This window comes from Mesorhizobium sp. M1295 (genome assembly GCF_040318135.1).
Classification (GTDB): Bacteria; Pseudomonadota; Alphaproteobacteria; order Rhizobiales; family Rhizobiaceae; genus Mesorhizobium.
This window is the reverse complement of sequence record NZ_JAMYLU010000013.1, coordinates 43,365-70,115: the sequence shown is the minus strand read 5'-3', so window position 1 is coordinate 70,115 and position 26,751 is coordinate 43,365. Positions and strand designations below refer to the sequence as shown.

The 26,751-nt window shown below is 57.3% G+C and carries 18 protein-coding genes and 4 pseudogenes; 15 read left to right on the top strand and 7 right to left on the bottom strand.

Annotation, left to right across the window (positions count from 1 at the left end):
• Positions 1-76: 76 nt before the first annotated feature.
• Entirely contained in the window at positions 77-1,099 is a 1,023-nt protein-coding gene (locus NKH29_RS18800) for a LysR family transcriptional regulator (RefSeq protein WP_353000297.1), read from the bottom strand.
• A gap of 266 nt (positions 1,100-1,365) precedes the next feature.
• On the opposite strand from NKH29_RS18800, the gene NKH29_RS18795 reads away from it, so the two are divergent.
• The 9 genes and pseudogenes from NKH29_RS18795 to NKH29_RS18755 all read left to right on the top strand — a co-directional run.
• Positions 1,366-1,959, top strand: a complete 594-nt coding sequence (locus tag NKH29_RS18795) for a NodA family N-acyltransferase (protein WP_352516371.1) — start codon at positions 1,366-1,368, stop codon at positions 1,957-1,959.
• Positions 1,956-2,615, top strand: coding sequence for a chitooligosaccharide deacetylase NodB (nodB, locus tag NKH29_RS18790; protein ID WP_352457035.1), 660 nt, complete (start codon positions 1,956-1,958; stop codon positions 2,613-2,615). The genes NKH29_RS18795 and nodB overlap by 4 nt, the downstream gene beginning before the upstream one ends.
• Positions 2,616-2,629: 14 nt before the next feature.
• Complete coding sequence (gene nodC, locus NKH29_RS18785; RefSeq protein WP_353000295.1) at positions 2,630-3,955, top strand: chitooligosaccharide synthase NodC; 1,326 nt, start codon at positions 2,630-2,632, stop codon at positions 3,953-3,955.
• 80 nt (positions 3,956-4,035) lie between these two features.
• A complete protein-coding gene (nodS, locus tag NKH29_RS18780) occupies positions 4,036-4,632 on the top strand; it encodes a nodulation methyltransferase NodS (RefSeq protein WP_352523407.1) in 597 nt (198 codons plus the stop codon).
• A gap of 35 nt (positions 4,633-4,667) precedes the next feature.
• A pseudogene (locus NKH29_RS18775) lies at positions 4,668-4,901 on the top strand (carbamoyltransferase N-terminal domain-containing protein); the annotation flags it as partial.
• 55 nt (positions 4,902-4,956) lie between these two features.
• On the top strand, positions 4,957-5,868 hold the full coding sequence (gene nodI, locus NKH29_RS18770; protein WP_023719311.1) for a nodulation factor ABC transporter ATP-binding protein NodI: 912 nt from the start codon (positions 4,957-4,959) through the stop codon (positions 5,866-5,868).
• Between the two features lie 3 nt (positions 5,869-5,871).
• On the top strand, positions 5,872-6,660 hold the full coding sequence (locus tag NKH29_RS18765) for an ABC transporter permease (protein WP_352516374.1): 789 nt from the start codon (positions 5,872-5,874) through the stop codon (positions 6,658-6,660).
• A 67-nt stretch (positions 6,661-6,727) separates the two neighbouring features.
• Complete coding sequence (locus NKH29_RS18760; protein ID WP_353000292.1) at positions 6,728-7,678, top strand: LysR family transcriptional regulator; 951 nt, start codon at positions 6,728-6,730, stop codon at positions 7,676-7,678.
• Between the two features lie 31 nt (positions 7,679-7,709).
• Positions 7,710-7,976 (top strand): annotated as a pseudogene (locus NKH29_RS18755) (hypothetical protein); the annotation flags it as partial.
• Between the two features lie 77 nt (positions 7,977-8,053).
• Here NKH29_RS18755 and NKH29_RS18750 read toward each other — a convergent pair.
• Positions 8,054-8,434, bottom strand: a pseudogene (locus NKH29_RS18750) (transposase domain-containing protein); the annotation flags it as partial.
• A gap of 436 nt (positions 8,435-8,870) precedes the next feature.
• On the opposite strand from NKH29_RS18750, the gene NKH29_RS18745 reads away from it, so the two are divergent.
• The 5 genes and pseudogenes from NKH29_RS18745 to NKH29_RS18725 all read left to right on the top strand — a co-directional run.
• Positions 8,871-9,662, top strand: coding sequence for a calcium-binding protein (locus NKH29_RS18745; protein ID WP_352450736.1), 792 nt, complete (start codon positions 8,871-8,873; stop codon positions 9,660-9,662).
• A 396-nt stretch (positions 9,663-10,058) separates the two neighbouring features.
• Positions 10,059-11,834 carry a type I secretion system permease/ATPase gene (locus tag NKH29_RS18740; protein ID WP_353000416.1) on the top strand — a complete coding sequence of 592 codons (1,776 nt, stop codon included), beginning with the start codon at positions 10,059-10,061 and terminating at the stop codon, positions 11,832-11,834.
• The gene (locus NKH29_RS18735; protein ID WP_353000290.1) at positions 11,809-13,122 is read left to right on the top strand and encodes an HlyD family type I secretion periplasmic adaptor subunit; all 1,314 of its coding nucleotides are present in this window, start codon (positions 11,809-11,811) and stop codon (positions 13,120-13,122) included. Before NKH29_RS18740 ends, NKH29_RS18735 begins: the two co-directional genes overlap by 26 nt.
• A gap of 671 nt (positions 13,123-13,793) precedes the next feature.
• Complete coding sequence (locus tag NKH29_RS18730; protein WP_353000288.1) at positions 13,794-15,011, top strand: tyrosine-type recombinase/integrase; 1,218 nt, start codon at positions 13,794-13,796, stop codon at positions 15,009-15,011.
• Between the two features lie 857 nt (positions 15,012-15,868).
• A pseudogene (locus tag NKH29_RS18725) lies at positions 15,869-16,041 on the top strand (ATP-binding protein); the annotation flags it as partial.
• 85 nt (positions 16,042-16,126) lie between these two features.
• On the opposite strand, the gene NKH29_RS18720 reads toward NKH29_RS18725, so the two are convergent.
• Together NKH29_RS18720 and NKH29_RS18715 are read right to left on the bottom strand one after the other, a co-directional pair.
• Positions 16,127-17,902, bottom strand: a complete 1,776-nt coding sequence (locus NKH29_RS18720; RefSeq protein WP_353000286.1) for a phospholipase D-like domain-containing protein — start codon at positions 17,900-17,902, stop codon at positions 16,127-16,129.
• On the bottom strand, positions 17,899-21,480 hold the full coding sequence (locus tag NKH29_RS18715) for an AAA domain-containing protein (RefSeq protein ID WP_353000284.1): 3,582 nt from the start codon (positions 21,478-21,480) through the stop codon (positions 17,899-17,901). The genes NKH29_RS18720 and NKH29_RS18715 overlap by 4 nt, the downstream gene beginning before the upstream one ends.
• Positions 21,481-21,523: 43 nt before the next feature.
• Here NKH29_RS18715 and NKH29_RS18710 point away from each other — a divergent pair, with 43 nt between their 5' ends.
• On the top strand, positions 21,524-22,147 hold the full coding sequence (locus NKH29_RS18710) for an SLATT domain-containing protein (protein ID WP_353000282.1): 624 nt from the start codon (positions 21,524-21,526) through the stop codon (positions 22,145-22,147).
• Between the two features lie 1,263 nt (positions 22,148-23,410).
• Here NKH29_RS18710 and NKH29_RS18700 read toward each other — a convergent pair.
• The 3 genes from NKH29_RS18700 to NKH29_RS18690 all read right to left on the bottom strand — a co-directional run bounded on the left by NKH29_RS18700 (position 23,411) and on the right by NKH29_RS18690 (position 26,608).
• Positions 23,411-25,612, bottom strand: coding sequence for a xanthine dehydrogenase family protein molybdopterin-binding subunit (locus tag NKH29_RS18700; RefSeq protein WP_353000280.1), 2,202 nt, complete (start codon positions 25,610-25,612; stop codon positions 23,411-23,413).
• 3 nt (positions 25,613-25,615) lie between these two features.
• Entirely contained in the window at positions 25,616-26,074 is a 459-nt protein-coding gene (locus NKH29_RS18695) for a (2Fe-2S)-binding protein (protein WP_352467057.1), read from the bottom strand.
• Between the two features lie 237 nt (positions 26,075-26,311).
• Positions 26,312-26,608 (bottom strand): DUF4917 family protein, encoded by a 297-nt coding sequence (locus NKH29_RS18690; protein WP_245278578.1) that lies wholly within the window; start codon positions 26,606-26,608, stop codon positions 26,312-26,314.
• Positions 26,609-26,751 lie beyond the last annotated feature (143 nt).

Below are 26,751 nucleotides of genomic sequence, written 5' to 3'. Positions count from 1 at the left end.
TAGTGGTAACACGCGCCGGCGCGCGCCTAACATGCTGATTAATGACATTATTCTTACAGCCGGTGTTTAAGTGGGGCTAAATCTCTTCTGGGACTTCGCACGCGAAATCGGAGGCGGCAGTCAATTCGGTACCAACAACGGCAAGGTCGGATCCGGCGTGCCCGAGACGCTCAATAATTTCAAGCAAAGGCGCCAGGCGAGATGCCTCCTGCAACATCATTTCCCGCATCCACAGGCTTGCCGGATCAGTATTGTGAAGCGCAGGCCATTGGACGGCCTCCGTGAATGCGGGATGAGGAAGTGGCGGCGGAAGTCCGACAATCCGCAGGGGTGTTGTTTTTGCGAAATGCTGCGCCAGCCGTAAGGGCATGGTCCCGATGCGGTTGGTGCCTGATACAACGGGCGGGATCATGCTAAAGCCCTGTACGACGACCTCGATACGTCTCTCGAAACCGTGCTCGAGCAAATACCATTCCTCCATGGTGGGCTGCCGGGTGTGCCTGAATCTGAGCACAACATGCCCCATGGACAAGTATCGCTCGAATGTAAGTGGCTCTGACAGCTGCTTGTTCGTGCCGCAGCCTACGCATACGAGCATATCTTCGAACAGGGCTGCGCGAGGATGTTTCGACATGAACACTTCCGGCATAATCAGAAAATGAACGTCGCCGCGCCGGAGAAGCTCCTCAGGGTCGTCGCAAATAGGCAGACATTCGAAGCGGACGGCGGGAGCTTCCCGCGCAGCACGCTCTACGATCTTCTTAAAAAATACGAGCGTGAGGTAATCGGAAAGCATGATTCGGAAGAGACGATCCGATTGGGCTGGGTTAAAGGCGTCCCAGGAAATTATCGATAGCTGGATGTGCAGCAATGCGTCCCGGACTGCTGGGGCGAGCCCCTCCGCGCGCGGTGTCAAAATGAGCTCGCGGCCGTTCATCGCAAATAGCTCATCGCTGAAATAGGCGCGTAACCGAGCGACGGCGGCGCTCATGGCCGGCTGGCTCAGGTTAATACTCCGGGCCGCCGCGGTGACTTTACGTTCCCTGATCAGAGCGTCCAGCACAACGAGGAGATTTAGATCCAGCCCCTTAAAACGCATGTCCTGATCTATCCAGCGTGTGGATGGGTATCATCTAAACAATCAATTTTACGAATTTACGAACCATGCATTAGAGGAACGTAAATGACCGACGTCAAGCTCAAATCGACGGCGCCGACACGGGCGGGAACATCGAGAGAGCTCATTGGCGAGCCCCACCGGCTGGCTCACCTTCGCTAACGACAACGGTTGAGTGCAGCCAACAACGCCGCCGCTTTGGCCGGGTAATGCGGCCCGCAAGAAACTATTTTGAAGAGAGGTCCTGAATGCGCCCTCAGGTGCAGTGGAAATTGTGCTGGGAAAACGAGTTGCAGCTCTCCGATCACGTCGAGCTCGCCCAGTTCTTCCGTGATACCTACGGGCCGACTGGGGCGTCCAACGCAGAACCGTTCGTGGGTAGTCGAAGCTGGGCCGGAGCCAGGCCTGAACTCCGCGCAATCGCCTATGATTCAAGCGGTGTAGCGGCTCACATGGGCGTACTGCGCCGTTTCATCAAGGTTGACGCGGTCGACCTGTTGGTGGCTGAGCTGGGCCTGTACGGGGTACGTCCGGACCTTGATGGTCTCGGAATCGCCCATTCAATCCATGTCATGCTTCCAATACTGCAGGAGCTTGGCGTTCCATTCGCTTTCGGAACGGTCCGGGACGCGCTGCGGAATCATGTTGAGAGGTTCGGGCGGCGATACAGCCCTTTGGCCGTTTTGTCGGGAATTCGCGTGCGCTCCACCCGACCAGAGGCGCGCCTCGACCTGCCGCCCACACGCATCGATGACGCACTCACCATTGTTCTGCCAGTTGGACGGCCGATCAGCGAATGGCCCACGGGCACGATGATCGATCGGAACGGACCAGAGCTATGAGCCGTCCCGATTGCTTGTACGAAGTGCGCCGTGAGTGCTCTGACGGCACCGGCCGTCGCAGCGTTTATCTGACGTTTGACGACGGTCCCAATCCACTTTTCACACCGGAGATTCTGGATGTGCTGGCAGAGCAGCGGGTGCCGGCGACTTTCTTCGTCATCGGCGCCTACGCCTTAGAGCACCCGGATCTAATCCAACGAATGTTTGCAGAAGGGCACGAGCTAGGCAACCACACGATGACTCATCCGGATCTGTACAAATGCGGCTTCGGCGAAGTGCAACGTGAGATCTTTGAAGCGAACGGCGCCATCATGAGGGCGTGCCCTCAGGCCTCGGTGCGCTATATTCGCGCGCCCTACGGGGCCTGGAGCGAAGAAGTCTTCACAGCGTCACAGATCGCCGGGCTGACGGCCCTCCATTGGTCCGTCGACCCTCGAGATTGGTCTCGCCCTGGGGTCGACGCGATTATCGATACCGTGCTCGCCTCTGTCCGGCCGGGCGCAATCGTACTCTTGCACGACGGATGCCCTCCCGGCGAGTTGAGCCAGGGCGCTCACGCCGGTCTGCGCGACCAGACGGTCACGGCGCTGTCCCGGCTGATTCCAGCACTTCATGAGCGCGGATTTGTAATCCGCTCACTTCCTCAACATCACTGAACAAACGAGATCACATGACTCTTCTTGGTACAACCAGCACTGTGGCCATTTCGCTTTATGCACTGCTCTCGACTGCTTATAAGAGCATGCAGGGGATTTATGCTCTGCCGACAAACGACTCATCGGCGTTGGAGGATCTCGTCGGCTCCGATCAACTGCCCAGCGTGGATGTCATCGTCCCCTGCTTCAACGAGGATCCGCGCACGCTTTCAGAGTGCCTGGCGTCCATTGCAGACCAAGAATACGCCGGAAGACTTCGGGTCTATGTGGTTGATGACGGTTCTGGAAATCGCGAAGCCGTAGGAATTGTCCACGAAACCTACGCGCGCGACCCTAGGTTCGACATCATTTTGCTTCCCGAGAATGTTGGAAAGCGCAAGGCGCAGATCGCCGCGATACGCCGCTCATCCGGGGATTTGGTGCTTAACGTTGATTCAGACACGATACTCGCGTCCGACGTCATCACCAAGCTTGTACCGAAGATGCGAGATCCAGCGGTCGGCGCAGTCATGGGTCAGTTGATTGCCAGTAACCGGAGCGAGAGCTGGCTGACAAGGCTGATAGACATGGAGTACTGGCTGGCTTGCAACGAGGAGCGCGCGGCACAGGCTCGCTTCGGTGCCGTTATGTGCTGTTGCGGCCCATGTGCCATGTACCGCCGGTCTGCGCTCCTTTTGTTACTGGACCAGTACGAGTCGCAATTTTTTCGGGGCAAGCCAAGCGACTTCGGGGAGGATCGCCATCTCACTATCCTCATGCTGAAAGCAGGCTTTCGAACCGAGTACGTTCCGGGCGCCATCGCGGCCACAGTCGTTCCGAACAGACTCGGACCGTATCTGCGCCAACAACTCCGTTGGGCACGAAGCACATTCCGGGACACGCTGCTTGGGCTGCGCTTGCTGCCCGGCCTCAATAGCTATCTCACGTTGGACGTGGTCGGACAGAATCTCGGGCCGCTACTCCTCGCCCTATCGGTACTAACGGGCCTCGCACATTTCGCACTGACAGGCACTGTGCCTTGGTGGACAGGACTGATGATTGTGTCCATGACCATGCTCCGATGCAGCGTGGTAGCATTTCGTGCTCGACAGTTTCGATTTCTGGGCTTTTCCCTGCACACGTTCATCAACATCTTTCTCTTACTTCCCTTGAAGGCCTACGCGCTGTGTACATTGAGCAATAGCGATTGGCTGTCGCGAAGCTCTGCTGTCGCTACATCGAACACTGGGGGAAAACAGGCCCCCACCCAAACTCCGATCACTGGATCAAGCAGGGCAGAATTCTCACCGCATGCGGCTCCGCTTCGCAGGCTCAATCTTGCGCGGATTCTTCGGGATTAGCGCTGTCGAGCAACATCTGCGGCGACGAGTGATCGCTAATTACCTAGGTGGACGAGAGGTGGACGAGTTTGACCCAGAACATGAATCATCAGTTGCTCGATCGGGAATTGGCCGCAGACGATCCGTGGCGCCTCGACGGCAATCCGTTCGAGCGGGAGCGCCACACGCAAATGCTCCAGCTGGCGCTTGCCCAAGGCTCCATTACAAATGCCCTCGAAGTCGGGTGCGCTGCCGGCGCATTCACGGAAAAACTAGCTCCCTACTGCCAAGGGCTCACCGTCATCGATGTCGTGGCGCAAGCGATTGCTCGAGCACGTCAACGGATAAAGGAGCCGTCGCGCATCAACTGGATAGTCTCCGATGTTCAACAGTTTTCGACCGACCAGTTGTTTGACCTGATCGTTGTGGCGGAGGTCCTATACTACCTCGAAGACATAGCCGAGATGCGCGCGGCCGTCAAAAACCTGGTGCGGGTGCTTGCGCCAGGCGGGCATCTGATCTTCGGATCGGCAAGGGATGCTAATCGCCGTCGCTGGGGTCACGCCGCTGGTGCTGAGCCGGTCATCGCCATGCTGAACGAAACGTTGATCGAGGTAGAGCGTCTTGAGTGTCGGGGCGAGTCGGCTAACGAACACTGCTTGCTCGTCCGTTTCCGGAACCCGCTTTCCGCTTCCTGATGAATCGAATTTATCGCCGTTAACGTGGAGACACTATGCGCATCTGTGGTATCAAGCTGACCCATGACGGGGCGATCGCCCTTGTCGAGGATGGACGGCTCGTCTTCTGCGTTGAGCAGGAAAAGCGGCACAACAATCCGCGTTACCAAACCATCGATAATCTCGACGCAATTGTCGCCGCTTTGGCGGAACAGGGGCTAAATCCTTGTGATGTCGATCAATTCGTTATCGACGGCTGGGATGGCGAAGACGAGTCACAGTTTCAGGTCGGGCAGGCAACCAAGCAACCGCCAGTCTTGGCGACCCTCTCGGTAAAATGAACCCATGTCCATGGTAGCGATCGATCTTACTGACGTAAGCAAAACTTATGACAAGCTCGTTGTCGACAGACTGTCGTTCCGCGTTGCAGCGGGGGAATGCTTCGGGCTCTTGGGACCGAACGGTGCGGGCAAAAGCACGATTGCGCGTATGGTCCTCGGCATGACATCGCCTGATGCGGGGAAGATTACTGTGCTCGGCGCTCCAGTGCCGGCGCGCGCGCGTTTGGCACGTATGCGCATCGGCGTGGTCCCGCAGTTCGACAATCTTGATACCGCGTTCACTGTACGCGAGAACCTGTTGGTGTTCGGGCGCTACTTCCGGATGAGCAGACGCCAGATCGAAGCGGTTATACCGTCGCTGCTTGAGTTCGCCCGCCTCGAGAACAAAGCGGATGCGCGCGTCGCCGAACTGTCCGGCGGCATGAAGCGGCGCCTGACGCTCGCGCGTGCGCTGATCAATGACCCGCACTTGCTGGTGATGGACGAGCCGACCACCGGCCTCGATCCGCAGGCCCGCCACCTGATCTGGGAACGGCTGCGATCGCTGCTGGCGCGGGGCAAGACTATTCTTTTGACTACCCATTTCATGGAAGAGGCCGAGCGGCTGTGCGATCGGCTGTGCGTTATGGAGGAGGGGCGCAAGATCGCCGAAGGCCGCCCGTCCGCACTCATTGACGAGCAGATCGGCTGTGACGTGGTCGAGGTCTACGGCGGCAATCCGCATGAACTGGGTGCGCTGATCCGGCCGTACGCACAGCGCATCGAGGTGAGCGGTGAGACGCTTTTTTGCTATGCACCCGATCCGGAGCAGGTGCTGGTGCAGCTACGCGGGCGCGCGGGTCTACGCCTTCTGCAGCGTCCCCCCAATCTCGAGGATGTGTTTTTGCGGCTAACCGGGCGCGAGATGGAGGACTGAACAATGGGCGAACGTTATGCGGCGGGCATGCCCGCCAATGCGTGGAATTGGGTCGCGGTTTGGCGCCGCAACTATCTTGGATGGAAGAAAATCGGGCTTGCATCGGTTCTCGGCAACCTCGCCGATCCGATGATCTATCTGTTCGGTCTCGGCTTTGGCATCGGAACAATGATAGGTCCTGTTGATGGCACTTCGTACATTGCGTTTCTCGCGGCTGGCATGGTTGCCACAAGCGCGATGGCATCGGCGACCGCTGAAACGGTTTACGGGAGTTTCGGCCGCATGGACCACCAGCGCACCTGGGAAGCAATGCTATGCACTCAGCTGACGCTCGGCGATATCTTACTCGGCGAATTGGCGTGGGCAGCCACCAAGGCCCTGATGGCGGGCACAGCAATCACTATTGTTGCCACCACGCTCGGCTACGCATCGTGGCCATCCATCCTCTGCTTGCTGCCAGTCATCGCTCTCAGTGGCCTCGCCTTCGCGAGTCTAGCGATGGTCGTCACGGCGCTTGCGCCCAGTTATGAATATTTCATATTTTATAATACGCTTGTTATAACACCCATGCTGTTCCTTTGCGGCGCAATGTTTCCGGTCAACCAATTGCCCGGCGCTTTTCAGGACGTCGCCTCCTTGTTGCCGCTCGCACACGCAATTGACCTCATTCGTCCGGCGATGCTTGGCCGTCCGGCCGGCAGCATGGGCCTGCATATCGGCGCGCTTTGCATATACACGGTTTTGCCGTTCTTCCTGTCGGTTGCTCTATTTCGTCGTCGGCTGATGCGTTGACGCTACTCACCATTCGTAAAATTGATTGCTTTGGCGATACCCATCCACGCGTCGGATAGGTCAATAGATGCGTTTTAAGGGACTCGATCTAAATCTCCTCGTTGTGCTGGACGCTTTGATAAGGGAGCGTAAAGTCACCGCCGCGGCCCGCAGTATTAACCTGAGTCAGCCGGCCATGAGCGCCGCCGTCGGTCGGTTACGCGCCTATTTCAGTGATGAGCTATTTACGATGAACGGCCGCGAACTCATTTTGACACCGCGCGCGGAGGGGCTCGCCACAGCAGTCCGGGAAGCATTGCTGCACATCCAGCTATCGATAATTTCCTGGGACGCCTTTAACCCGGCCCGATCGGATCGTCGCTTCCGCATCATCCTTTCCGATTACCTCACACTCGTATTTTTTAAGAAGATCGTAAAGCGTGCTGCGCGGGAAGCTCCCGCCGTCCGCTTCGAATGTCTGCCTATTTCCGACGACCCCGAGGAGCTTCTCCGGCGCGGCGACGTTGATTTTCTGATTATGCCGGAAGTGTTCATGTCGAAACATCCTCGCGCAGCCCTGTTCGAAGATATACTCGTATGCGTAGGCTGCGGCACGAACAAGCAGCTGTCAGAGCCACTTACATTCGACCGATACTTGTCGATGGGGCAGGTTGTGCTTAAATTCGGGGACACCCGGCAGCCCTCCATCGAGGAATGGTATTTGCTCGAGAACGGTTTCGAGAGACGTATCGAGGTCGTCGTACAGGGCTTTAGCATGATCCCGCCCCTTCTATCAGGCACCAACCGCATCGGGACAATGCCCTTACGGCTGGCGCAGCATTTCGCAAAATTAACACCCCTGCGGATTGTCGAACTTCCGCCGCCACTTCCTGCCGCATTCACGGAGGCCGTCCAATGGCCTGCGCTTCACAATAATGATCCGGCAAGCCTATGGATGCGGGAAATGATGTTGCAGGAGGCATCTCGTATGATTACCCCGCCTAAGAGCACCGGACGTCTCAGTTGTCGGCCGAATTGAGAAACTGACCCCCTCGGTTATGAGAGGAGGCATGGATGGCGATTGGGATTGGGCGATTCCTGCATTGTCGAGAACGATGCAGGGAGAGCAGATCCTTCAGCCTGAAGAGGTGGCAGCGATGCTGCGGCTGCATGAGCTTGGCTGGGGAATGAACCGACGGGCGAAAGAATTCGGGTGCGCGCGCAACACGGTGCCTCGGTATCTAAGCGAGGGCGGGACTGTTCCGTTTCGTAAGCCTGTGCGGCCGACCGCGTTTGACGGACTGGACGATTGGCTGCGGGAGCGCTTCTTCCCCCATGGCTCGGGCTGGATGACGATCTCGACCCGCTCCAGATGCGCCGGGAACGCCTTGCGCGGTCGCGCAGCACGTCGCGGCTCGCCTGTCGGTCTTGCGGCCTCGAGCTCGGACTCAATCGCGCCGAGCCCGGTCTGGATTTCGTCGAAGGCGAAGGCCTGCTGGTCACGTTCGAGCTTCTCGGAGCTGCGACCGAAGCGGCGCGCGCCAGCTGCTTGACGATCCCATGAAGGTCGGCGATTCGCTCCTGGGCAGGCTCGTTGAGTGTCGCCATCCGGACGATCTCGGCCTTGAGTGTTTCGCTCCGGAGTTGTTGCAGTTCGGCCTTCTCCGCCGCCATGGCGACGAACATCGCCTTGAGCGTATCGATTTCGTGGGGACGGGCCGAAGCGCTTCTCGTCATGACGCCGACAGAAGCTTATTGTGCACGGCCTGAAGCCCGCCTTTTGCGCCTGAGTCACTTCGCCACCGCCTTCCGGCCGGACGCCGTCGCCGTTCGGCTCGAACGCGTGTCCAGTCCATGCCTTCGACGAGCGCCATCAGTTTCGGCGCGGCAAGCCGATCACGCCGTTCTCCGCCAGCGGAACTTGTCCTCGTCCAGCGCTCACGGTGCGGGTATGCCGGCGTCGAGCAAACAGAGAGAAGTTTGGGGCCCAACCAGGACGGCCCCGTTACGAAGTTCGTCCTGGTCCCGGTTTGAGTGTCGAATCTTCATCGATTGCTTGGGCGACCAGCGTCCCCGCCGCCAGCGAGCCCGCAACTGCTCAGCAGAAGGGCGAAGTGAACGTGAATGCATCCATTTCGTAAATGTGTGTCTATCCAAGCAATCGATTTCTCTAATTATCCGATGAGCAATATGAACGCGTCAGGCAGGGTGCATCATTAGGAGTATTTTCGATGGCAAAGATTATCGAGGGTGGCCCGGGTGCCGAAACACTCATCGGCACCGAGCTTGACGATTGGATGGAGGGTTTCCAGGGCGGTGACTGGATTGACGGTCGTGGCGGCAACGACGAGATCTCGGGTGGCCCGGACAGTGACCGACTCATCGGCGGCAAGGGTAACGACCGCATCTTCGGCGGAGATGGCTGGGACGATCTCTCCGGCGACAACGGCCGCTTCAACCCGCGCGTCTCCGGTGAGGACAATGACAGGCTCAGCGGCGGTCCCGGCCAGGATGTCCTCTACGTGGGTGACGGCCAGGACACGTTGACCGGGGGCACCGACAGTGACACGTTCGTGTTCCAGTTCCACAATCCGGTGCCTGGGGTTGTCGGGTCGAAGTCGGACATTACCACTATCACCGATTTCAACCCGGCGGAGGACAAGTTCGCCTTCGATGCGGTGGGCCTCTACAATGACGGTTTTGGCGCGAACTTCGTCAACAACGCCAGCATACAGTCCGGCTACCCGGTGAGCAGCTTCTACAGTGGTGCGGCCTCGGGTGCGAACGGCGAACACGTCGTGGTAATCACTGGCGAATCTTTCAACTCTGCTTCTGAAGCCGCGAGTGCGATCTCCGGCGAGCACGCCGGCGACATCATTGTCTACCAAAGCAGCTACACCGACAGAGTCGCAACTCTGGCCTATGTCACCGCCGACAACAGCGCGCATGAATTCGTCCACCTGGGCGGTGTGGTCACCGTGGCCGACCTAGGCCTGACCGCGTCGGACTTCACCTTCGTTTGATCCAGAAAACCCATACGGAACAGCGCCCCGCCCCCCGGGGGCGGGCGCTTTCCGTTTCCGCTACGTGCGATGGGCCGGGGCGCCCGGGAGCAGTCGCAGCGTGTACAGCTTGACGAAGCCCTGCACGTCGCGCTGGTCGTACACCGAAATCTCCCTGAAGGCGTGGAGGCGGAAGCCTGTTCGGGCCCTTGCGGCCGGCCACGATGACGTTGCCCTTCCAAACCTTCAGCCGGACGGTGTTGTTGTTGACCCGCTCCATTAGATGCCAAACCAAACATATTCGGCGGGAGCACTGATCCTGAAGCAGCGAGCGGATGCAGTCGGTCGCCGCTCGGGGAGCAATATGGGGAGCTGGGTCGCCAGATCCTCACGGAGACCTACGTGAGTAACCATTCCTTGAAGGATTCAGCTTTGAGACCTTTCCCTCTGACTTCCGCTATTTGGGGAATTCTGTTGATCAGCGGCGTGGTGAACGTGCTTGCGCTGATCTCGCCGCTGTTCATGCTTCAGGTCTACGACCGCGTTCTGGCAAGTGGCAGCGTATCGACGCTAGTGGGGCTCGTCGTGCTTGCTACAGGGCTTTATGCGTTCCAGTGCCTGCTCGACATTTTGCGCGCGCGCGTGCTGCTGCGGATTGGCGAGCGTTTCGATGAACAGTTTTCCGGACGCGTTCACGATGCGATCGTTCGCCTTCCGCTTTCAACGCGCATGCCGGGCGACGGCTTGCAGCCGCTACGCGATCTCGACAATGTTCGCGGATTCTTAGGTGGAAACGGCCCGACAGCGTTCTTCGATCTGCCATGGATGCTGCTTTATCTTGGCATTTGCTTCCTCTTTCATTTCTGGATCGGCATGACGGCACTTGTCGGGGCGATCGGTCTCACATCTCTGACACTTCTTGCCAACACTCTCTCGCAACGACCGATACGCGATACCATTGCCCACAACATGGCACGCAATGGTCTACTGCAAGCAGCGCGTTGCAATGCCGAGGTCGTGCAAGCTCTCGGTCTCGGAAAGCGGATCGCTGCCCGATGGCACAAGGCCAATGCCAAGTATCTGGCCGCCAGCCGGAAAGCCGGGGACGTGGCAGGTGGGCTGGGTGCCATTTCAAAGTCGCTGCGCGTGCTGCTGCAATCGGCCATTCTTGCCGTCGGCGCGTACCTTGTGATCAGGCAGGAGGCTACGGCCGGGGTCATGATTGCCAGTTCGATCATGATGGGGCGTGCGCTGGCTCCGGTCGATCTGGCCATTTCAAGCTGGAAACCCTTCCTCATGGCGCGCGAGGGTTGGGCGCGGCTGGAGGACCTCCTGGGAAAGGTTCCTGAAACCGCTCCTGTTATGCCAATGCCTGCACCTGAACGCGAACTCCGCCTCGAAGGCGTGACAATCGTTCCGCCCGGCGAAAGGAAGCCGACCGTGACCGGCCTTGCGTTTGCCGTTCAGGCGGGAAGCGCACTCGGGATCATCGGTGCATCGGGTTCGGGCAAGTCGACACTCTCGCGCGCCATCGTCGGCGCATGGACGCCGGTCGCCGGAAAGGTTCGCATCGACAGCGCAAGCCTCGATCAATGGGACCGGGAAGCGCTAGGCCGTCATATCGGCTATCTGCCGCAAGGTGTTGAACTGTTCGACGGCACCATTGCCGAAAACATCGCTCGTTTTGAAGATAATCCTGACCCTGAGGCTATTGTCACCGCGGCGAAAGCAGCGGGCACGCACGAACTGATCCTCCGATTTGAGCACGGCTACGAAACTCCGATTGGTGAGGCCGGATCGGCACTTTCCGCCGGGCAGCGCCAGCGTATCGGTCTTGCCCGTGCTCTTTATCGAGACCCTTTCCTTGTTGTGCTGGATGAACCCAATGCCAATCTCGATGCGGAAGGCGAGGCTGCGGTCGTCAAGGCGATCGCCTCCGTGCGCGGGCGCAAGGGCATTGCGGTTGTCGTCGCCCATCGGCCGAGCGCCATCCGCGCCGTGGATTTTGTGTTGGTCATGGAAGGTGGACGGCAGCGAGCATTCGGTGCGCGTGATGAAGCGCTTTCCAAAGTCTTGAAGAGGGCAGCGATGGCACCAGGCGCTGGCGTCAAGGCCATCGAGTCTACACAGGATAACGTGGGAGAGCGCGCTGACATGGAGGGTCCCGGTGGCCGGCATTCATCAGAACAATGACGTTTCCAGCTCCATTCGCCGGCACCTGGTGGCGGGCCTTCTGGCGAGCGTGATCTTTGTTGGAGGAGCCGGAGCCTGGGCGGCCTTCACGAATCTCTCCGGTGCGGTTGTCGCGTCCGGACACTTTGTCGTCGATTCCTATGTGAAGAAGGTGCAGCACCCGACCGGCGGGGTGGTGGGAGAAATCCTGGTGAGCGAAGGTGATAAAGTAAAAGCCGGCGACATCCTCATGCGGCTCGACGCCACCCAGACGCGCGCCACTCTCGCTGTAGTCACCAAGCGGCTCGATGAGCTGGCCGCCAACCTGGCACGACTCGAAGCTGAGCGTGACGATCTGGCGGAGATCGCCTTCCCGGACTGGCTGCTCGCCCGCAGAGATGTTCCGGACGTAGCTTCGGCAGTACATGGCGAGACGCGGCTGTTCGAATTCCGCAGACAATCCCGCGACGGAAGGCAGGCGCAGCTAGCGGAACGCATCACTCAATATGAGCACGAGATCGAGGGGCTCAAGGCGCAGGAAATCGCTTGTGAGAAAAGCACCGAGATTCTCCAAAAGGAAATTGCTGCCCTGAGTGGGCTGCGCGACCAAGGCATTGTCTCGGACCAACGCTTGAACAGCCTGAAGACGCAGGTTGCCACTTTCGGCGGCGAACGCGGTGAGAAGATTGCACATCAGGCACAGACGGCAGCCCGCATAGCCGAAACGCGCCTGCAGATCCTGCAGATCGATCCGGATTTCAAGACGGAAGTCGGCCAGGAGCTCAGAGAGGTTCAGGCGCAGGTTGGGGAGTATGTTGAGCGCAAGGTGGCGGCTGAACAGGAGCTGCGACGGATCGATATTGTCGCGCCGCAGTCAGGCGCCATTCAACAACTCGCAGTTCATACGGTCGGAGGAGTGATCACGCCCGCCGATCCGATTATGCTAATCGTGCCGGAAGGCGACGATCTTGTGCTTGAAGCACGAATCACCCCGAAGGACATCGACCAAATCCAGCTTGGTCACAAGGCCGTGCTGCGGATGTCAGCCTTCAATCTGAGGACCACGCCGGTATTGAACGGATATGTCAGCCGGATCGCAGCCGATCTGGCGACGGACGAAAAAAACGGCGTTTCGTATTACCTGGTGCGTCTGTCGGTTCCGCATGCGGAACTGACGAAGCTCAAGGACCTGACGCTCGTGCCCGGCATGCCGGCCGAAGCGATGATCCAGACGGGCGAGCGTACGGCGCTTTCTTATTTTGTGAAGCCGCTGTCGGACCAAATCAGTCGCGCATTCCATGAGGAATGAAAGTAATCCACAGAAATATTTTGTTTGTATTCTTGTTGGTTGTTACGCATGCATGAGAGTCATAACCGTCTGAAAACACAGCCATACTTTCCTCAGTTGGATTGCGCCTCTGACTCAGATTCGTGGTTCCACGGTCATTTTGCCCTTCCAAGTCGCCGACCATTCAGTTCTTGGCCTCGAGCGCATTAAGATACCCATCATCGTACACAAAGGCTGGAAAAGAGTCCGGTGTCTTGAGCGATCCTGAGGTCTGGAGACCTAGGGTGAGCCTGCAAGCACAGGGCCAGGACATGATTGAGCGTCTGCAATATTCGGACAGGTACATAGGAAGACAGGCAGGCGTCAAAAACGCGCTTTCAACGCGCTAAACCGATGCTACGCACCCCGAGCGTCTTGCCGCCCTCGCTCCCGCCGGTAGGAATCAATCGCGAGCAGGCTGCGACGTTCATCGGCGTAAGCTCAACGACCTTTGATGAAATGGTCCAGGACGGCCGGATGCCGCAGCCACGAATGCCGAGCAAGGGGCGCATTGTTTGGGACGTCGAGGAACTTGTATTGGCGTTTCGAAAGCTCCCTCACCGCCAAATCGGAGGAGCACCAAAGCTTGACGAAGATTCGCCGCCACTAGACAATCCTTGGGATCGAAAACCACGAACATGACGGATGAGCCCGTGAAGGTCGATCTTAAGGGCGTAGTGAAGGACACTGATCGCCACGGCAATGATCGGTACTATTTTCGCGCACCGGGTCGGAAGAAGGTCCGGCTCCGTGAACCGACCGGCAGCGACGAGTTCCTCGAGGAACTGCGGTGCGCGCGCGCCGAGGTCACTTATGTTCGGCCCGGCACTCTTCCCGAGATTTGCCGGCGCGTCCCCAAGCCTTCCGAGCCAGCGAAGAAAGGCACGTTGCTGTGGCTTTGCCAGGAGTATTACCGTCGGGGCGGCACGGAAATCACCCAAGACACTATGGCGCGCCGACGAGCAATTCTGGAGCGCGTATGCGAATTACCTCATCCCCTCGAAGGTGACCCGGATCCTCAGTATCCCACCAAGGGATCTCTGCCATTCGCCGGTATGAAACGGTCTCATGTTAAGGAGATCAGGGACACCAGGCTCGACGCCCTTGGCGCGGCAAACAATATCGTAAAAGCCATCAGCGCGATGTTTGAGTGGGCAAAGGACACAGAGATTCCGGGCGTCGACTCCAATCCCGCCCGCGGCATCAGACGGCTAAAGAGCGGCGACGGCTGGCACCCATGGGACGTGTCGGAGATCGTTCAATATGAGAAGCGGCATCCGCTGGGTACCGCAGCCAGACGTGCGCTCTCGATCTTCATGTTTACTGGCCTGCGGTTGTCCGACGTCGCGATCTTCGGTCGACAGCACATCACGCTCGTCTACAACGAGGAGACCGAGCAGTGGGAGAAGTGGATCAGAATTAAGCCTGGGAAGACCAGTCGTAACAAGGATGCGGTGTTGGTGGAGCTCCCGCTTCTGCCCGAACTAGAGGCGGAACTTGAGCACACGCCCTCCGACCAGATGACCTTCCTGGTCAATGAGTATGGTCGCCCGTTCTCGGAGAACGGTCTGGGCAACAAGATGCGCCAGTGGTGTGATCAAGCTGAGCTGCCGCACTGCAGTGCTCATGGAATTCGCAAGGCCGGCGCGACGATCGCCGCTGAGAACGGCGCGACGCACGAGCAGCTGAAGGCGATATATGGGTGGACTACGTACCAGCAGCCCGACCACTACATCAAGAAAGCGCGTCGCCGGAAGGTAGCGAGAGCGGCGAAATACCTGCTGGTTATCGATCGAAAAGAGAACAAAATTGTCCCACTTTCTGAGGGGGTTGAAAGAGGTGGGACAAAAATGGCCAAAAAATCCAATTAAATCAACGGCCACAAAAGCCAATGGTGGGCCCGGAGGGTGCTCAGAAAGCCATAAAAATCAATTCCTTACAGATCAGTGGGACTTCAGAGTATTCAAATCTTTTCCAATGTTTTTCGATGTTGTTGTCCCACTCAGAAGTGCCTCAGTCCACCAAGCCGACGCACTGAACGCCTCACTCGGAAGGGAGGTTTGCGCAAGGCGAAAGGAAGATCGCGTCGGTGTGCAGCCTTCCTGAGAAAGGTCGCGGTAGCGCCAAAAGTTCACATTACGGCGGCTGATCTGAACCGGCGGGAACGCCAAAGCGACGCTCCAGCGATTTCCATACGGCTTGGCAGCGAACAAGTTCGACATTTCGTCAGTTGTCGCCGCTACGTAACCTCCTTGAAACTGGCGGCAGCGGTGCCGTGCGAAGGGGTTGCTGTGGACGTGCTGAACCAGAAGTGGAAGGGTCGACGGCCGGCCGCCTCTGGCGCTCTTCCGCGAATCGCGCGATCTCTACTCATCCTTGAGGCGTAAATTTGCTCGATTACCTCGGGCTCGGGATTGCTGCCCTGGCCGTCGCCACAGAAAAGGTAGTGATCTGCCGTGACAGGGGGCTCATATTGTTCTCAGACCCGTGATGCTGAATCTTAAGCACGCCGAGGTGAAGTGCGCGATCTTGCAGGAGATTCGCCTCCCCGAGCTGCGCCAGCCATTGATAATAGATTTCTAGGATGAGCGTGTGGACCGCAGTCAGGATCAGGGCCGGAATAATACCAAGGCCGAGAAAGGGGGTGCCGAACAGAAAAACCGTGGTGATCAGGAAGGTCTTGGTGACCTAGTAGGTCCAACAAGGGTCGTTCTCCCATAACAATCCGCTTTATGAACGCACCAGCGTCATCATCACCACCAATCTCGCCTTCGGGGAATGGCCGAGCGTCTTCGGCGACGCTAAGATGACAACCGCGCTGCTCGACCGCCTCACCCATCACTGCGAGATCGCCGAGAATGGCAACGAATCTGGCGCTTCAAGAGTCGCTCTCAAAGCTGAAGTCCGAAAGCCAATCAGTCGCGCCCGATCAGGCTGTGCAACCCGACCAGCTTCGCCTGATCGGGCGCTTACCGGCAACAACTCCCTAAAGAAAGTCCCAGCACCCTCGGAGCCGATCGAAAAGGTGGCTTGCGATCTGCGAACCTGACAGATGAACGCCAAATTCCCCCATCGGAAGGTCTGGACTGATTGTTGCAGAGCCCATGTTGAGACTCGTGATCACCACGTCATCCTCGCCCCATAGGAGGAACTTCGCGTGGAAACCCTCTGACGGGGACACGACCTGAACGCCTCTTGCGAGTGCCTCCATTGCGACGAGCATAGCGGCACCGGCCTCGGCGATGGCACCGGAGTTCTGACTGTATACGACTACGGGGGTTAAACCCGTCCTCGAATGGAAGTGTTCAGCAGGAATTATTGCATTGGCAAATGCGGCATTTCCTAGCCGATCACTGGCAATCACGAAGCGTTTTTCGGCGGTTCCGCTCGCGTGGCGCAAGAGAGCTTCATGCATCTGGCCCGATACTACTCCCGCGGTCATTTTTCCCTGTTGAGGCTGAAGCCTGAGAGCATTCCCCAAAAGGTAAAGTTCACTACCGACTTCGGGCCGAAAACCGGGTTGCGCTATAAGTTTGCAGAAGCTGCTGACCAGCTGCGCTACGATACCCGGCGATCGCAATATTGCCGTGACTTCAAGGCGATCAAACTTGCTAAAGAGCCAGCTGCAAGATCCTATTGCTCCGATCCAGCCGCCAACCCCATCGTCCGCAACAATCAGTTTGGCATGCGACCCGGTGGAGCGCAGATGAATAGTGACACTTCCTCTGAGAGAGTCATCCCCCGAGATCGCTTTTGAGATCGCAGTCGCTTCCAAAAGAGTCTTTTCTTTTGGCTCGTTCGGGCTTCCGGCTCCCCAAAAAATATCTATGCGCGCGCCCCTCCTTACAGCGCCACGCAAAAGGTCTACGACATTGTCGAAGCTGTCCTTTTTCAAGAACGACGAGTGGAGGTAGATTCGACGGCTGGCGGTCCCAAGAATGGCATGGAATGCACCCATGTGCTCTTGACCACCCACGATCAGGTCTGTGCGCGGATCAAAATCAATTCGGGCCATCAATGGCACGATCGGTTCGTCGTCTTTCGTAATGAGAGAGTTCATCACGACCTTCTTTCCCGATATGGGAAGCGAAAGGGCATAAACAACTTGGGATTTTAGCTGTGCAGGTGCTTTTGCTGGCAGACCCCTTAGATCATGACCGTCAGCAGTCACGATGACGTATTCGTCATCTCGCTCGATTAGAGTATCGCCATCAAAATAAATTAAAGTCTCATCAGGATTAAGGATTTCCTGAAACCTTGCGACATTTTGAGACGGACTCGTTTGAACCTTTTGTCCACGTACTTCGATCTCATGGACAGCAGCCCCACTCTCTTTGAAGGCCGTCAGCGCCCCCGCATTTTCGACCCGAACGTCCCTTTTAGGAAAGACCGTTCCCGTTATCTTGTCGACCACGAAGGCAATCTTGCGAGAAAATCTTCGCTGAAGTGTGGGGATTTCCTCACCATGAAGGACAATTGCCGAGCCATATGCGGTGGCCTGAAATGCCGGAACGCCATGCAGCAACACCGCTTCGATCAGCCGGAAGCGCATCATCCTGTAGATGATTTCTAGGATAACGCGCCTCGGGAGGTTCAACTCACTGGCCATCTGTGTTGCTGAACGTGCGTTAATTGAAAATGCCCATAAGACAAGCTCATCAATGGCACTCCAGCCCCGTCCCTTCTCAAGAACAACCCGGGCCGAAACACGAAGAATGGGGATTGCGGCAATCGCCAGTGGGCGGCTTTTGCTCGTGATCAAAATGTCACTCCTTCAAGAGCATCAGCCGCGCTAGTGACAACCGCCGCGGGCCCACCTCGGCATGCTTTCTGAGTAGTAAGGTGCTCTAGCGTGTCGAGGAACAAACGTATGAACGCGAGGTCATCCTGTTCGACGGCAGAGGCGTGCCGCGTGCTTTCTTTCAAGAACTCCAGAGACCCGACCACGATTAGCTGCATTTTCGCCCGGCTTAGAAGCACGTTCATCCGCCGCGGATCTCTTAGAAAGCCGAGCGAGGCAACGCCAATGCGGTGATTGTTTCGTACTAAAGAAACGATCACCAAGTCTGCCTCGCTGCCCTGAGAAGAATCGACCGTTCCATGCATGCGGCTATCGTGGGTGAAACCTGAGAACTGCGCGAGAGAACTCGCACCGGTATCTCGCAATATGTCCAGGTCTCTCGCCATGCGTTCAACCTGAGCTCTATAGGGGGATAACACAGCCAGAGTGTTCAGGTCGGCAGGGGCGGGTTTTAGATCCGCGACCTGCAGGCGACGAAGTATCTCTAAGACAATCCGGCGCTCAGACGGATTATGCCAACGTGGCCGCCCCTTCTCAACCGGCTCAGCTCGACCCGATCGGCTGGCAAATGGCATGTCGATGAAGACGATCGGCGAGCTTGGAATTTTACTATCGAAGGTAAAAGGCAATGGTAACTTGGCGCTCTCAATCCTGTCATCACCAGTGTAAAGCCGGTTTTTGTAAAAGCAACGTGAGACCAACTCGGCGATCGCCGGATCCATTCTATGTTGGCACCACAATTCGCTTGATACCGTGCGTCTCTGCCCTCCAGCCACTGCGCGCTTACGCTCCTCTTCCTCAACGAGGGACCGAAAGGGTTCGAGCATACGAAGTGCGAGCTGTGTCGTCGTTTCTAACACCGCTTCGTCTCGGACGGCAGATCTTAGCTCGTCCAAACCGCTCTCAAAGAACGTCGCTCCAAGTACATGTTCGACTTGCTGTAATGCATTACGGACTGCGGTGTTATTTGAGAGAATCGAAGTCAACCGCTCCGCATCGAAGGGAGGGAGCTGATGATGATCACCGATCAGCAGCCGGCGCCCTGACAGCGATAATGGAGCTATCAATTCTGGGCCTGTCGCTTTAGCCGCTTCTTCTATTAGCACCCAGTCAAACTGTGCACCATCTTCACATAAACGCTCAACATCGAAAGAATTACTTGTTGAAAAAACAACGTTTGCCGATTCTAAAACTAATGCGTCTAATGCACGTAAGCCAATTTCCTCACGGCGGTTAAGCGGCCGGGTGATCTTACCTTCATCATCAAATGTGGCGTGCAGCACAGCCTCTTTGAGCGATGAGATCCCCAGTTGCAAGGGGCCTGGAGCCTCACTTATCAAAGCTGAACTCAGAACCCGATCAAGATAACTAGCCGCGGTCTTTCGAAGATCCTCATCCGTCGAGACTGAATCATCTCCTCCCCTAGACCGAACTATGATCGTTTCCGGCAGCGCAGCGACAACCTTCTTTCGGACTGTTGACAGAAGATGATCGAGTGCTTGATGGCTTTGAGCACTGAGGAGAATACGGGCGGCTGGGTCACCTTCAAGGCGTCGCCTAACTACCTCGGCGCTGAGTCGCGTTTTTCCGACACCTGGGGGTCCCACGACAAGATGGTTGGGCAAAGTTTTCCAGATCTGTTCCAATGCTTCCCGCTTTGGGCCATCTAGGTCGCGATATTCACTATCCTCTACCAAAACGTCCTGTGAGCTTCTTATCCGCCTTCTCAAGTCGACAAACAGTGATGCCAAATCCCGCTGCTCGCCAAGCGCCTTGGTCGTTCGCAAACGGCGCCGGATCAAAGCTTCTGTCCCCGCTTCACCACTGCGCTTCAGAAACAAGTTCTTTTCGTCACGGATGAGATCTAGGACTTCAAACTCATAGAGCGGAGAGCCGTTGGGGCCTTCCACTACGCCAAGAAAACGCGCCCTTATCTCAGTTGCATTCTTTGAGGATAGTGTTCCGGATACACTGAGCCTCCAATCGACGTCAGTTCCAAGATCTTCCTTTTCGAATAACCGATCCATAACCTCGGCGGTGTTCCGCTCTTCGATTTCGGCCGCGAGATTGTCGCGAGCTGTACCCAAACGAGGGGCAAGGCGAACAACATTTCTCCCTCCATCCGTCTTCGCTGACGCGACGCTGACAGGCAGGATGTCCAACGATTTGACTAACGCCTCGACGACTTGAACAAGCAGTACTGCTCGCTGCAACGGCACGCTCTCACGATTGATGTCGTCGACTTTTGGAGGGACTATTGGAATGGTCCAGTCAATCGCCATACTTCTCAAGCGGCCGAGCAATGCCAGCGCGTCGTGCTTGTTGCGAGCAACTAAAACCTCGTGGCTAAGGCGATGAACCTCTCGATCGCCCGGCAGTCGCGCTCGATCCCTCGGAACAATCGAAACCACAGTTGCGATTTGCCATGTGGGTGGACCTTCATCCGTGAACTGTCGAACGCGGTACGAGAGTGCCTCTGTAATGATTGTTAATGTATCGAGCGTCTCCAGATCATTTTGGTTGGAAACCACAATCTTGGCGCCGCTCGCAATATCGCCCTCTATGTATGCTATTTGACCGTCGAAATCATCGATGGGGATGCCGCCATCAGTAGCCTGATCGATAGCTTCGGCCATTTTCCGGTTAGGACGGGCAAGTAGAATGAAGCGGGCCGCTTTCGTGGTCCCAAACCGGACGAGCTCGCGTAGTAACGCGTCGACCGAACGCATGACCCAACGAGCATCCGCTGCGTCTTCTCTATGGGGATCGGTTAGTCGACGCAGAAAATCGATCTCGCCTTCACTCAGATCAATTATGGGTCGGCCCCGTTGAAAAGGGTCATCCGATCGAAGCCGAGTCACGTCCACACCCAATATATCAGCAAAGAGCGCGCCTAGAGCTTTCCAATCGTCACCATAGGAATAAATCAGCCGGTCGATCCGCGCGCGCGCTTTCGCCAACATCGGATCAAGTGGTTTGGCCTCCCCCATGCCAACGCACCACTCGAAGCCTCCAAGTTTGAAGTCCGCAGAATTGCTACCGTTCGTGAACACTGCATGCCAATCAAGCCTTCCGTGAACCAGTCCCTGGGCGTGCAATAGCCCTATGGCCTTTGCCAGTCGGGAAAGGTTGTTCCAAAGGATTGCTCGATTGGAAACGATGTCCAGCCCCTTCAGCCAGTGGCGAGAGCTTAGGGTGCGCAGACGTGCCGCCAACGGGGTGGCTGCAGCCTCATATACCACGCAAAATGAATCTGAGGTCTCGATCATCTCGATGACTTCGACCATGACTTCGTCGGCGTCAGGGTAGTTCATTACCCGATCAACCTGAAGCCTTTCATGGTTCCAGAGCTCTCTAAATTCCCCGTCTGCCTGATCTCCAGCTTTCCACCAGATCTTAAGCGTTCGATCTTCGCCAGTCTCCTTGACGACGGCCGTGATCAATCCAGGGCGAAGCTCTTCGACCTGGGGACGTTGTAAATAGTCTTCTGAAAGCGAGAAGGTATCTTCTAATCGAATTCTCTCATTGCGTCGGGGCATGGTTATCCACTATCTAGAATCATCCATTAATTCGCGAGTTTAAATGATCATGCAACCACATCCCGGCAGAACCACCGATCCGCTACTGGGAAAGATGTGGAAAACAAAAAGTGCCCGCTTTAACGCGCACACACGACTCAAAGCGAAACAATCGCTGTCCACCACAGCAACGTCTTTCCTCGCCTTTTACCTGGTAATCGTGGCGCTCATACCTCTGCTCTATGAGGCAAGCCTCCCACCGGGCGGACCGAAATTTCTGTCGGTCCTGTCCCTCATTATATCCATTTTCCTAATTATTATCACTCTGCTGGAGAGTGCCAAGAATTACAGCGGCGAGGCAGATATGATGCAGAAGTGTGCGCTTGAGATTTCTGAAATATACAACCAATTTCAAGCACTGACTTTGGAGGAAGCAAACAGTCGTAGACCTGAATTTAGTATAACATACAGTGATATTCTAAAGACACATCAGCTAAATCATAACGATGTTGATTACATTAGATTTGAATTGATGTTTCACAAAGATCTACAATTGAGCAGAGTTTCACTGACCTTCAGCTTTATTCGCTACGTGGCTCTAATCATCGCAGAATATTGGCTTTACTTTGTACTCATAATTGGCCCCATAGTATTGGGTTATCTCTATAGATCAAAACTCGGGCTGTGAACCATTTGGATTCCGCGTGCGCCCTATCCTCGATAAACGGTTCGACAGTCGCGCAAGCGACGCCTAGTTTGATCCTACTACGAGTGAGCTGCGAAGGACATTCAGCTTCAAAGTACGGGCAAACAATCAAACTTGGCCAATAGCGCACCCAGACGCTCGACCTCTGTCATAAGCATACCCAATTTGCCGGCAGGTGCTAGGCACGAAATTCGACAAGTTCCAAGAACTTGGTCGATTCCGGGTGGATCGAAATAGATGTGCAGATAAAGCTCGTTGCGGCGATCGGGTATCTTAGCGAGCATTCGCGTGGATGATGTCAACGAAGTGGGCAAAAGAGCGCCGCAAGGCGACTGTCGGCTGGTCCTTCGTGTGAACGAAAAAGGAAGAGAAGCGGAACTTTCGTGTGCGATTTTTGCACACATAAGCTCAATAATCATTGATTCATTCATCTATCTATCTGCCCCATCCATCATGGGTGCAATAGCCTGTCTATGATCTTGATTTTTCAGCATTTTTTCTTTAACATCAAATCGTTAGAACCTGCCGAGTGCACACGAATTTACGCCAGAATACGACCCTTTTCGCCACGTTTCGATCTCTCAGTGCACACGGATCGCACACGAAAAAATGGCCACCTATACAAAACTCTCGTCCGGCTCCTGGCGTGTTCAAGTCACCCGCGAATGATGTCAGAAGCTGGTAAGGCAGAAAATGACAAAAGCGCTTGACCCCAAGCCGCCGAATAGAGAAGCCATGATCCGAGCTCCCAGTAGCTTAGGCGTGGTCAGGCTAGGCACGGTGCGCCAACACCGCGTCCTAGCCGTACCCGGACCAACGAATGGCCCAGGGGTGTCACTGATACCTTTGGATCATAGTCGAAATGATCTAAAGGGATCAATAGAAATTGGTGACAGCAGCACAGATGCGGGCGGCCCGAGCGTTGATCGGTCTCTCACAAGCGGAGCTTGCCCGCCGGGCTAGCGTCTCTATTCCAACGATAAAACGCTGCGAGAGCGACAGTGAGCGCGCTGCCGTCGTGTCCGCTGAAACCCAGGATGAAATCCGTGCTGTTCTTGAGGCAGAGGGTGTGGAATTCACGAACGGCAATCATCCGGGCGTCAGATTGCGGCGACCGTGACCGACTGCGAGTCGACCAACGTATGGTGGGCTGGCGTCGAGTTAAAGCGGGATAGTCGCAGCCAATTCAAAAACGACCTACGACCGCGATCTTCATCGCGGCCGTTTTCATGGTGTCATCCCCGGCTATGCTGACAAGTTCTTTATGATCGGCAGCTTGCGGATCGTCTTGCCCGTCGCCGCCCGTAGCGCGTTGGCGACGGCCGGGCCGATCGGCGGCACACCCGGCTCGCCAACGCCCGTGGGCGGCTCGTCGGACGGCACAATGTGCACCTCGACGCGCGGCATCTGCTCGATCCTGAGCGGCGTATAGGTGTCGTAGTTCTCTTGGTCTATCACACCGCCCGTCAAGGTCAGCTCCTCCTGGAGGATCGCGCCTAGCCCGAAGCCGATACCGCCCTCCATCTGAGCGCGGATCTGGTCAGGATTTATCGCGGTGCCGCAATCTACCGCGCAGACGACGCGGTCGACTTTGAAATCATTTCCATCGTTGAAGGTGATCTCCACCACCTCGGCGACATAGGTCGAGAGGCTTTCATGCAGGGCCACGCCGCGGAAACGGCCTTCCGGCAGAGGCTTGTCCCAGCCTGCCTTCTCAGCAGCCAATTTCAGCACGCCGGCATGCCGTGGATGGTGACCGAGCATCGACAAGCGGAAGTCGACCGGATCACGGTTCGCAGCGGCGGCGAGCTCATCGATCAGGGTTTCCATTGCGTAAGCGGTGTGGGTGGAGCCTACCGAACGCCACCACAGCACTGGGATTTTCACGCCCGTGGTGGTCAGCTCGACCTTCAGGTTCGGGATCGCATAGGGCAGGTTGGTGGCGCCCTCCACGGAGGTCGGATCGATGCCGTTCTCGATCATCGCCGCAAAGGGCGAGTCGCCCGCGATCGATTGGCCTACGATGTGGTCATGGAGAGCGACGACATTGCCTTCCTTGTCGAGCCCCGCCTTGACTGCGTGCACATAGGCCGGCCGGTACCGCCCACCCCGCATGTCGTTCTCGCGGGTCCACTGCACCTTCACTGGCTTGCCGGGTCCCAGTGCACGCGCTGTGGAAACAGCTTCGATAATGAGATCTGCGTCCGAGACCGCTCGGCGGCCGAAGCTGCCGCCGGTCTTCATCACGTGCAGCCTCACCTTGTCCGGCGTGGTGCCGCCTACTTGAGCGGCAGCCGCCTGATAAAGGTCGGGCATCTGGTGTCCGCCCCAGACGTCGATGGTGCCGTCTTCGTTGATTCGGGCGGCCGCGTTGAGTGGCTCGATCGAAGCATGGACAAGATAGGGGAATTCGTAGTGCCCTTGGATGACTTTCTCAGCACTGGCCAACGCTGCGGGAGTGCTACCGTCGTCGCGCGCGGTGGCCGCGCCCGGATCGTCTGCTGCCTTAGTGTATTCGGCCATGATCTCGGCCGTGCCGCGCCTTTCGGCCTTCTCTTCGTTCCAGGTCACCTCCACGAGATCGCGGCCCTTGAGCGCCGTCCACATGTCCCTGCCGACCACGGCAATGCCGCGCGGCGTCTGGACGACATCGACAATGCCGTCGAGTGCCTTGGCCTTGGAGGCGTCGAAGCTCTCGATCTCAGCGCCGAACTTCGGCGGATGGATCATAACGGCCGTATTGAGTCTATCCATCTTGAGGTCGATCGTGTAGGTCTGCGCGCCATTGGTCTTGCCGGCGGAATCGTAGCGCTTGAGGCTGTCCGATCCGATCTGGGCCCACTTGTCGCGCGGCTTTAGCGGCACGTCGTCGGGAACCGGCATTCCCGCTGCGGCTTCAGCCAGGTCACCGAAGCGCGCCTGCATCCCTGAGGCGTGCGACACGACCCCGGAAGCGACTGTGATCTCGCCGGCTGGCACGTCCCACCGCTGCGCCGCGGCCGCAACCAGCATGGCCCGTGCGGCAGCACCCGCCTTGCGGTAGCGCTCCCACGACGAGCTCATCGACGTGGAGCCACCGGTTCCCTGCGCGGCCCCGCCCCAGGCGAGATTGCCGTAGAGCGCGGTATTGCCATATCCGCCGACCACGTGGACCTGCGCCCAGGCGCCGTCGAGCTCTTCCATAACCAAGGTGGCGATGCCGAAATAGGAGCCTTGTCCCATCTCGAACTGCGACGAGTGGATGACGATTCGGTTCTCCGGTGTGATCTCGACATAGGTCTGGAAGGGGTTCGCCTGGACCGTTGCAGGCGTCGTTTGTGCGTTGGCGGGCGCGGCCATCATTAGCCGGTAGCCCACGGCGAGGCCCGCGGTGGTGACGGCCGTGCCGAGGAGGAACTGGCGGCGCGTGGGCCCCACGGCATTTTGCTTCGGGAGAAACTGCAACATGCCTCAAGTCTCCAGCCGGTTGGCGGTCTCGTGGATGGCCGCGCGGATGCGATGATAGGTGGCGCAGCGGCAGAGATTGCCGCTCATCGCCGAATCAATATCATCGTCCGTCGGCTTCGGCGTCTCTGTCAGGAGGGCCACGGCCGACATGATCTGGCCAGACTGGCAATAGCCGCATTGAGGTACGTCGAACTCGGCCCACACGGCCTGGACCGTTTCGCCGATCTTGCCCGACACGCCCTCAATGGTGGTGATCGAGGCTCCTTCGATGTCGCCGACTGCGGTCTGGCACGAGCGCGTCGGCATGCCGTTAACGTGAACCGTGCAAGCGCCGCACTGGGCAAGGCCGCAACCGAATTTCGTTCCTGTGAGTCCGATGCCGTCACGGATCGCCCAGAGCAGCGGCATCTCTGGATCGACGTCGAGTGTTCGCGCCTCGCCATTGAGGGTAAAAGCGACCATGGCTTGCTCTCCTTGTCCTGAGCTGGCTATCTCGTTGCGCCTCCGCCCGGCTAGGAACCGGACTCTTCTTGCTGAGGCATAGCGACCACAGACTAGGATCGCGCAGCTCGAGCAACAAGCCGCTAGCTGGCAATCGCGAGATCGTGAAGTGGCTCGTGTCGAAAGGCTGGAGGCAACTGAATGTCATTTTTGGGCCGACCGGCCGGTCAGTTTCCGGCTCGATGACCTGGTTGGCAGTCATTCCGCTTCTAAGCCTAGACCCCAGACATGAACTGTAGCAGCATCATAAAAGACGACATCAAGCGGCGATTTTTCGTTGCGCTGCACCGCTAGCTCGTTCGCGTGGTTCATGATCCGCTGGTTATCCGCGGATGCTGGTTCACCATAGATGCCAACACAGAGCTTGCGAAACTTGCCACGCGCTATGCGGTTAAGGATGTGGTCGTCATTCGTAGCGAGCGAATGGCCGAAAATGAAGAAGCAATGGCTGGCGGTCTTCACATTCGCGGTGAACTGCTTGAAGCCTTGGTACAGGTAGGCATTGTGACGGATCTTCGCCTTCTTCTGGGCGCTGGTGGGCTGATGAAGGGCGGCTTAGGGTCATGATTTTCCGGTTCATCGCGCTGCAATGACCGATGAGTCACAGACGCTGCATTTCGCGCTAGACCGCAGCTGCG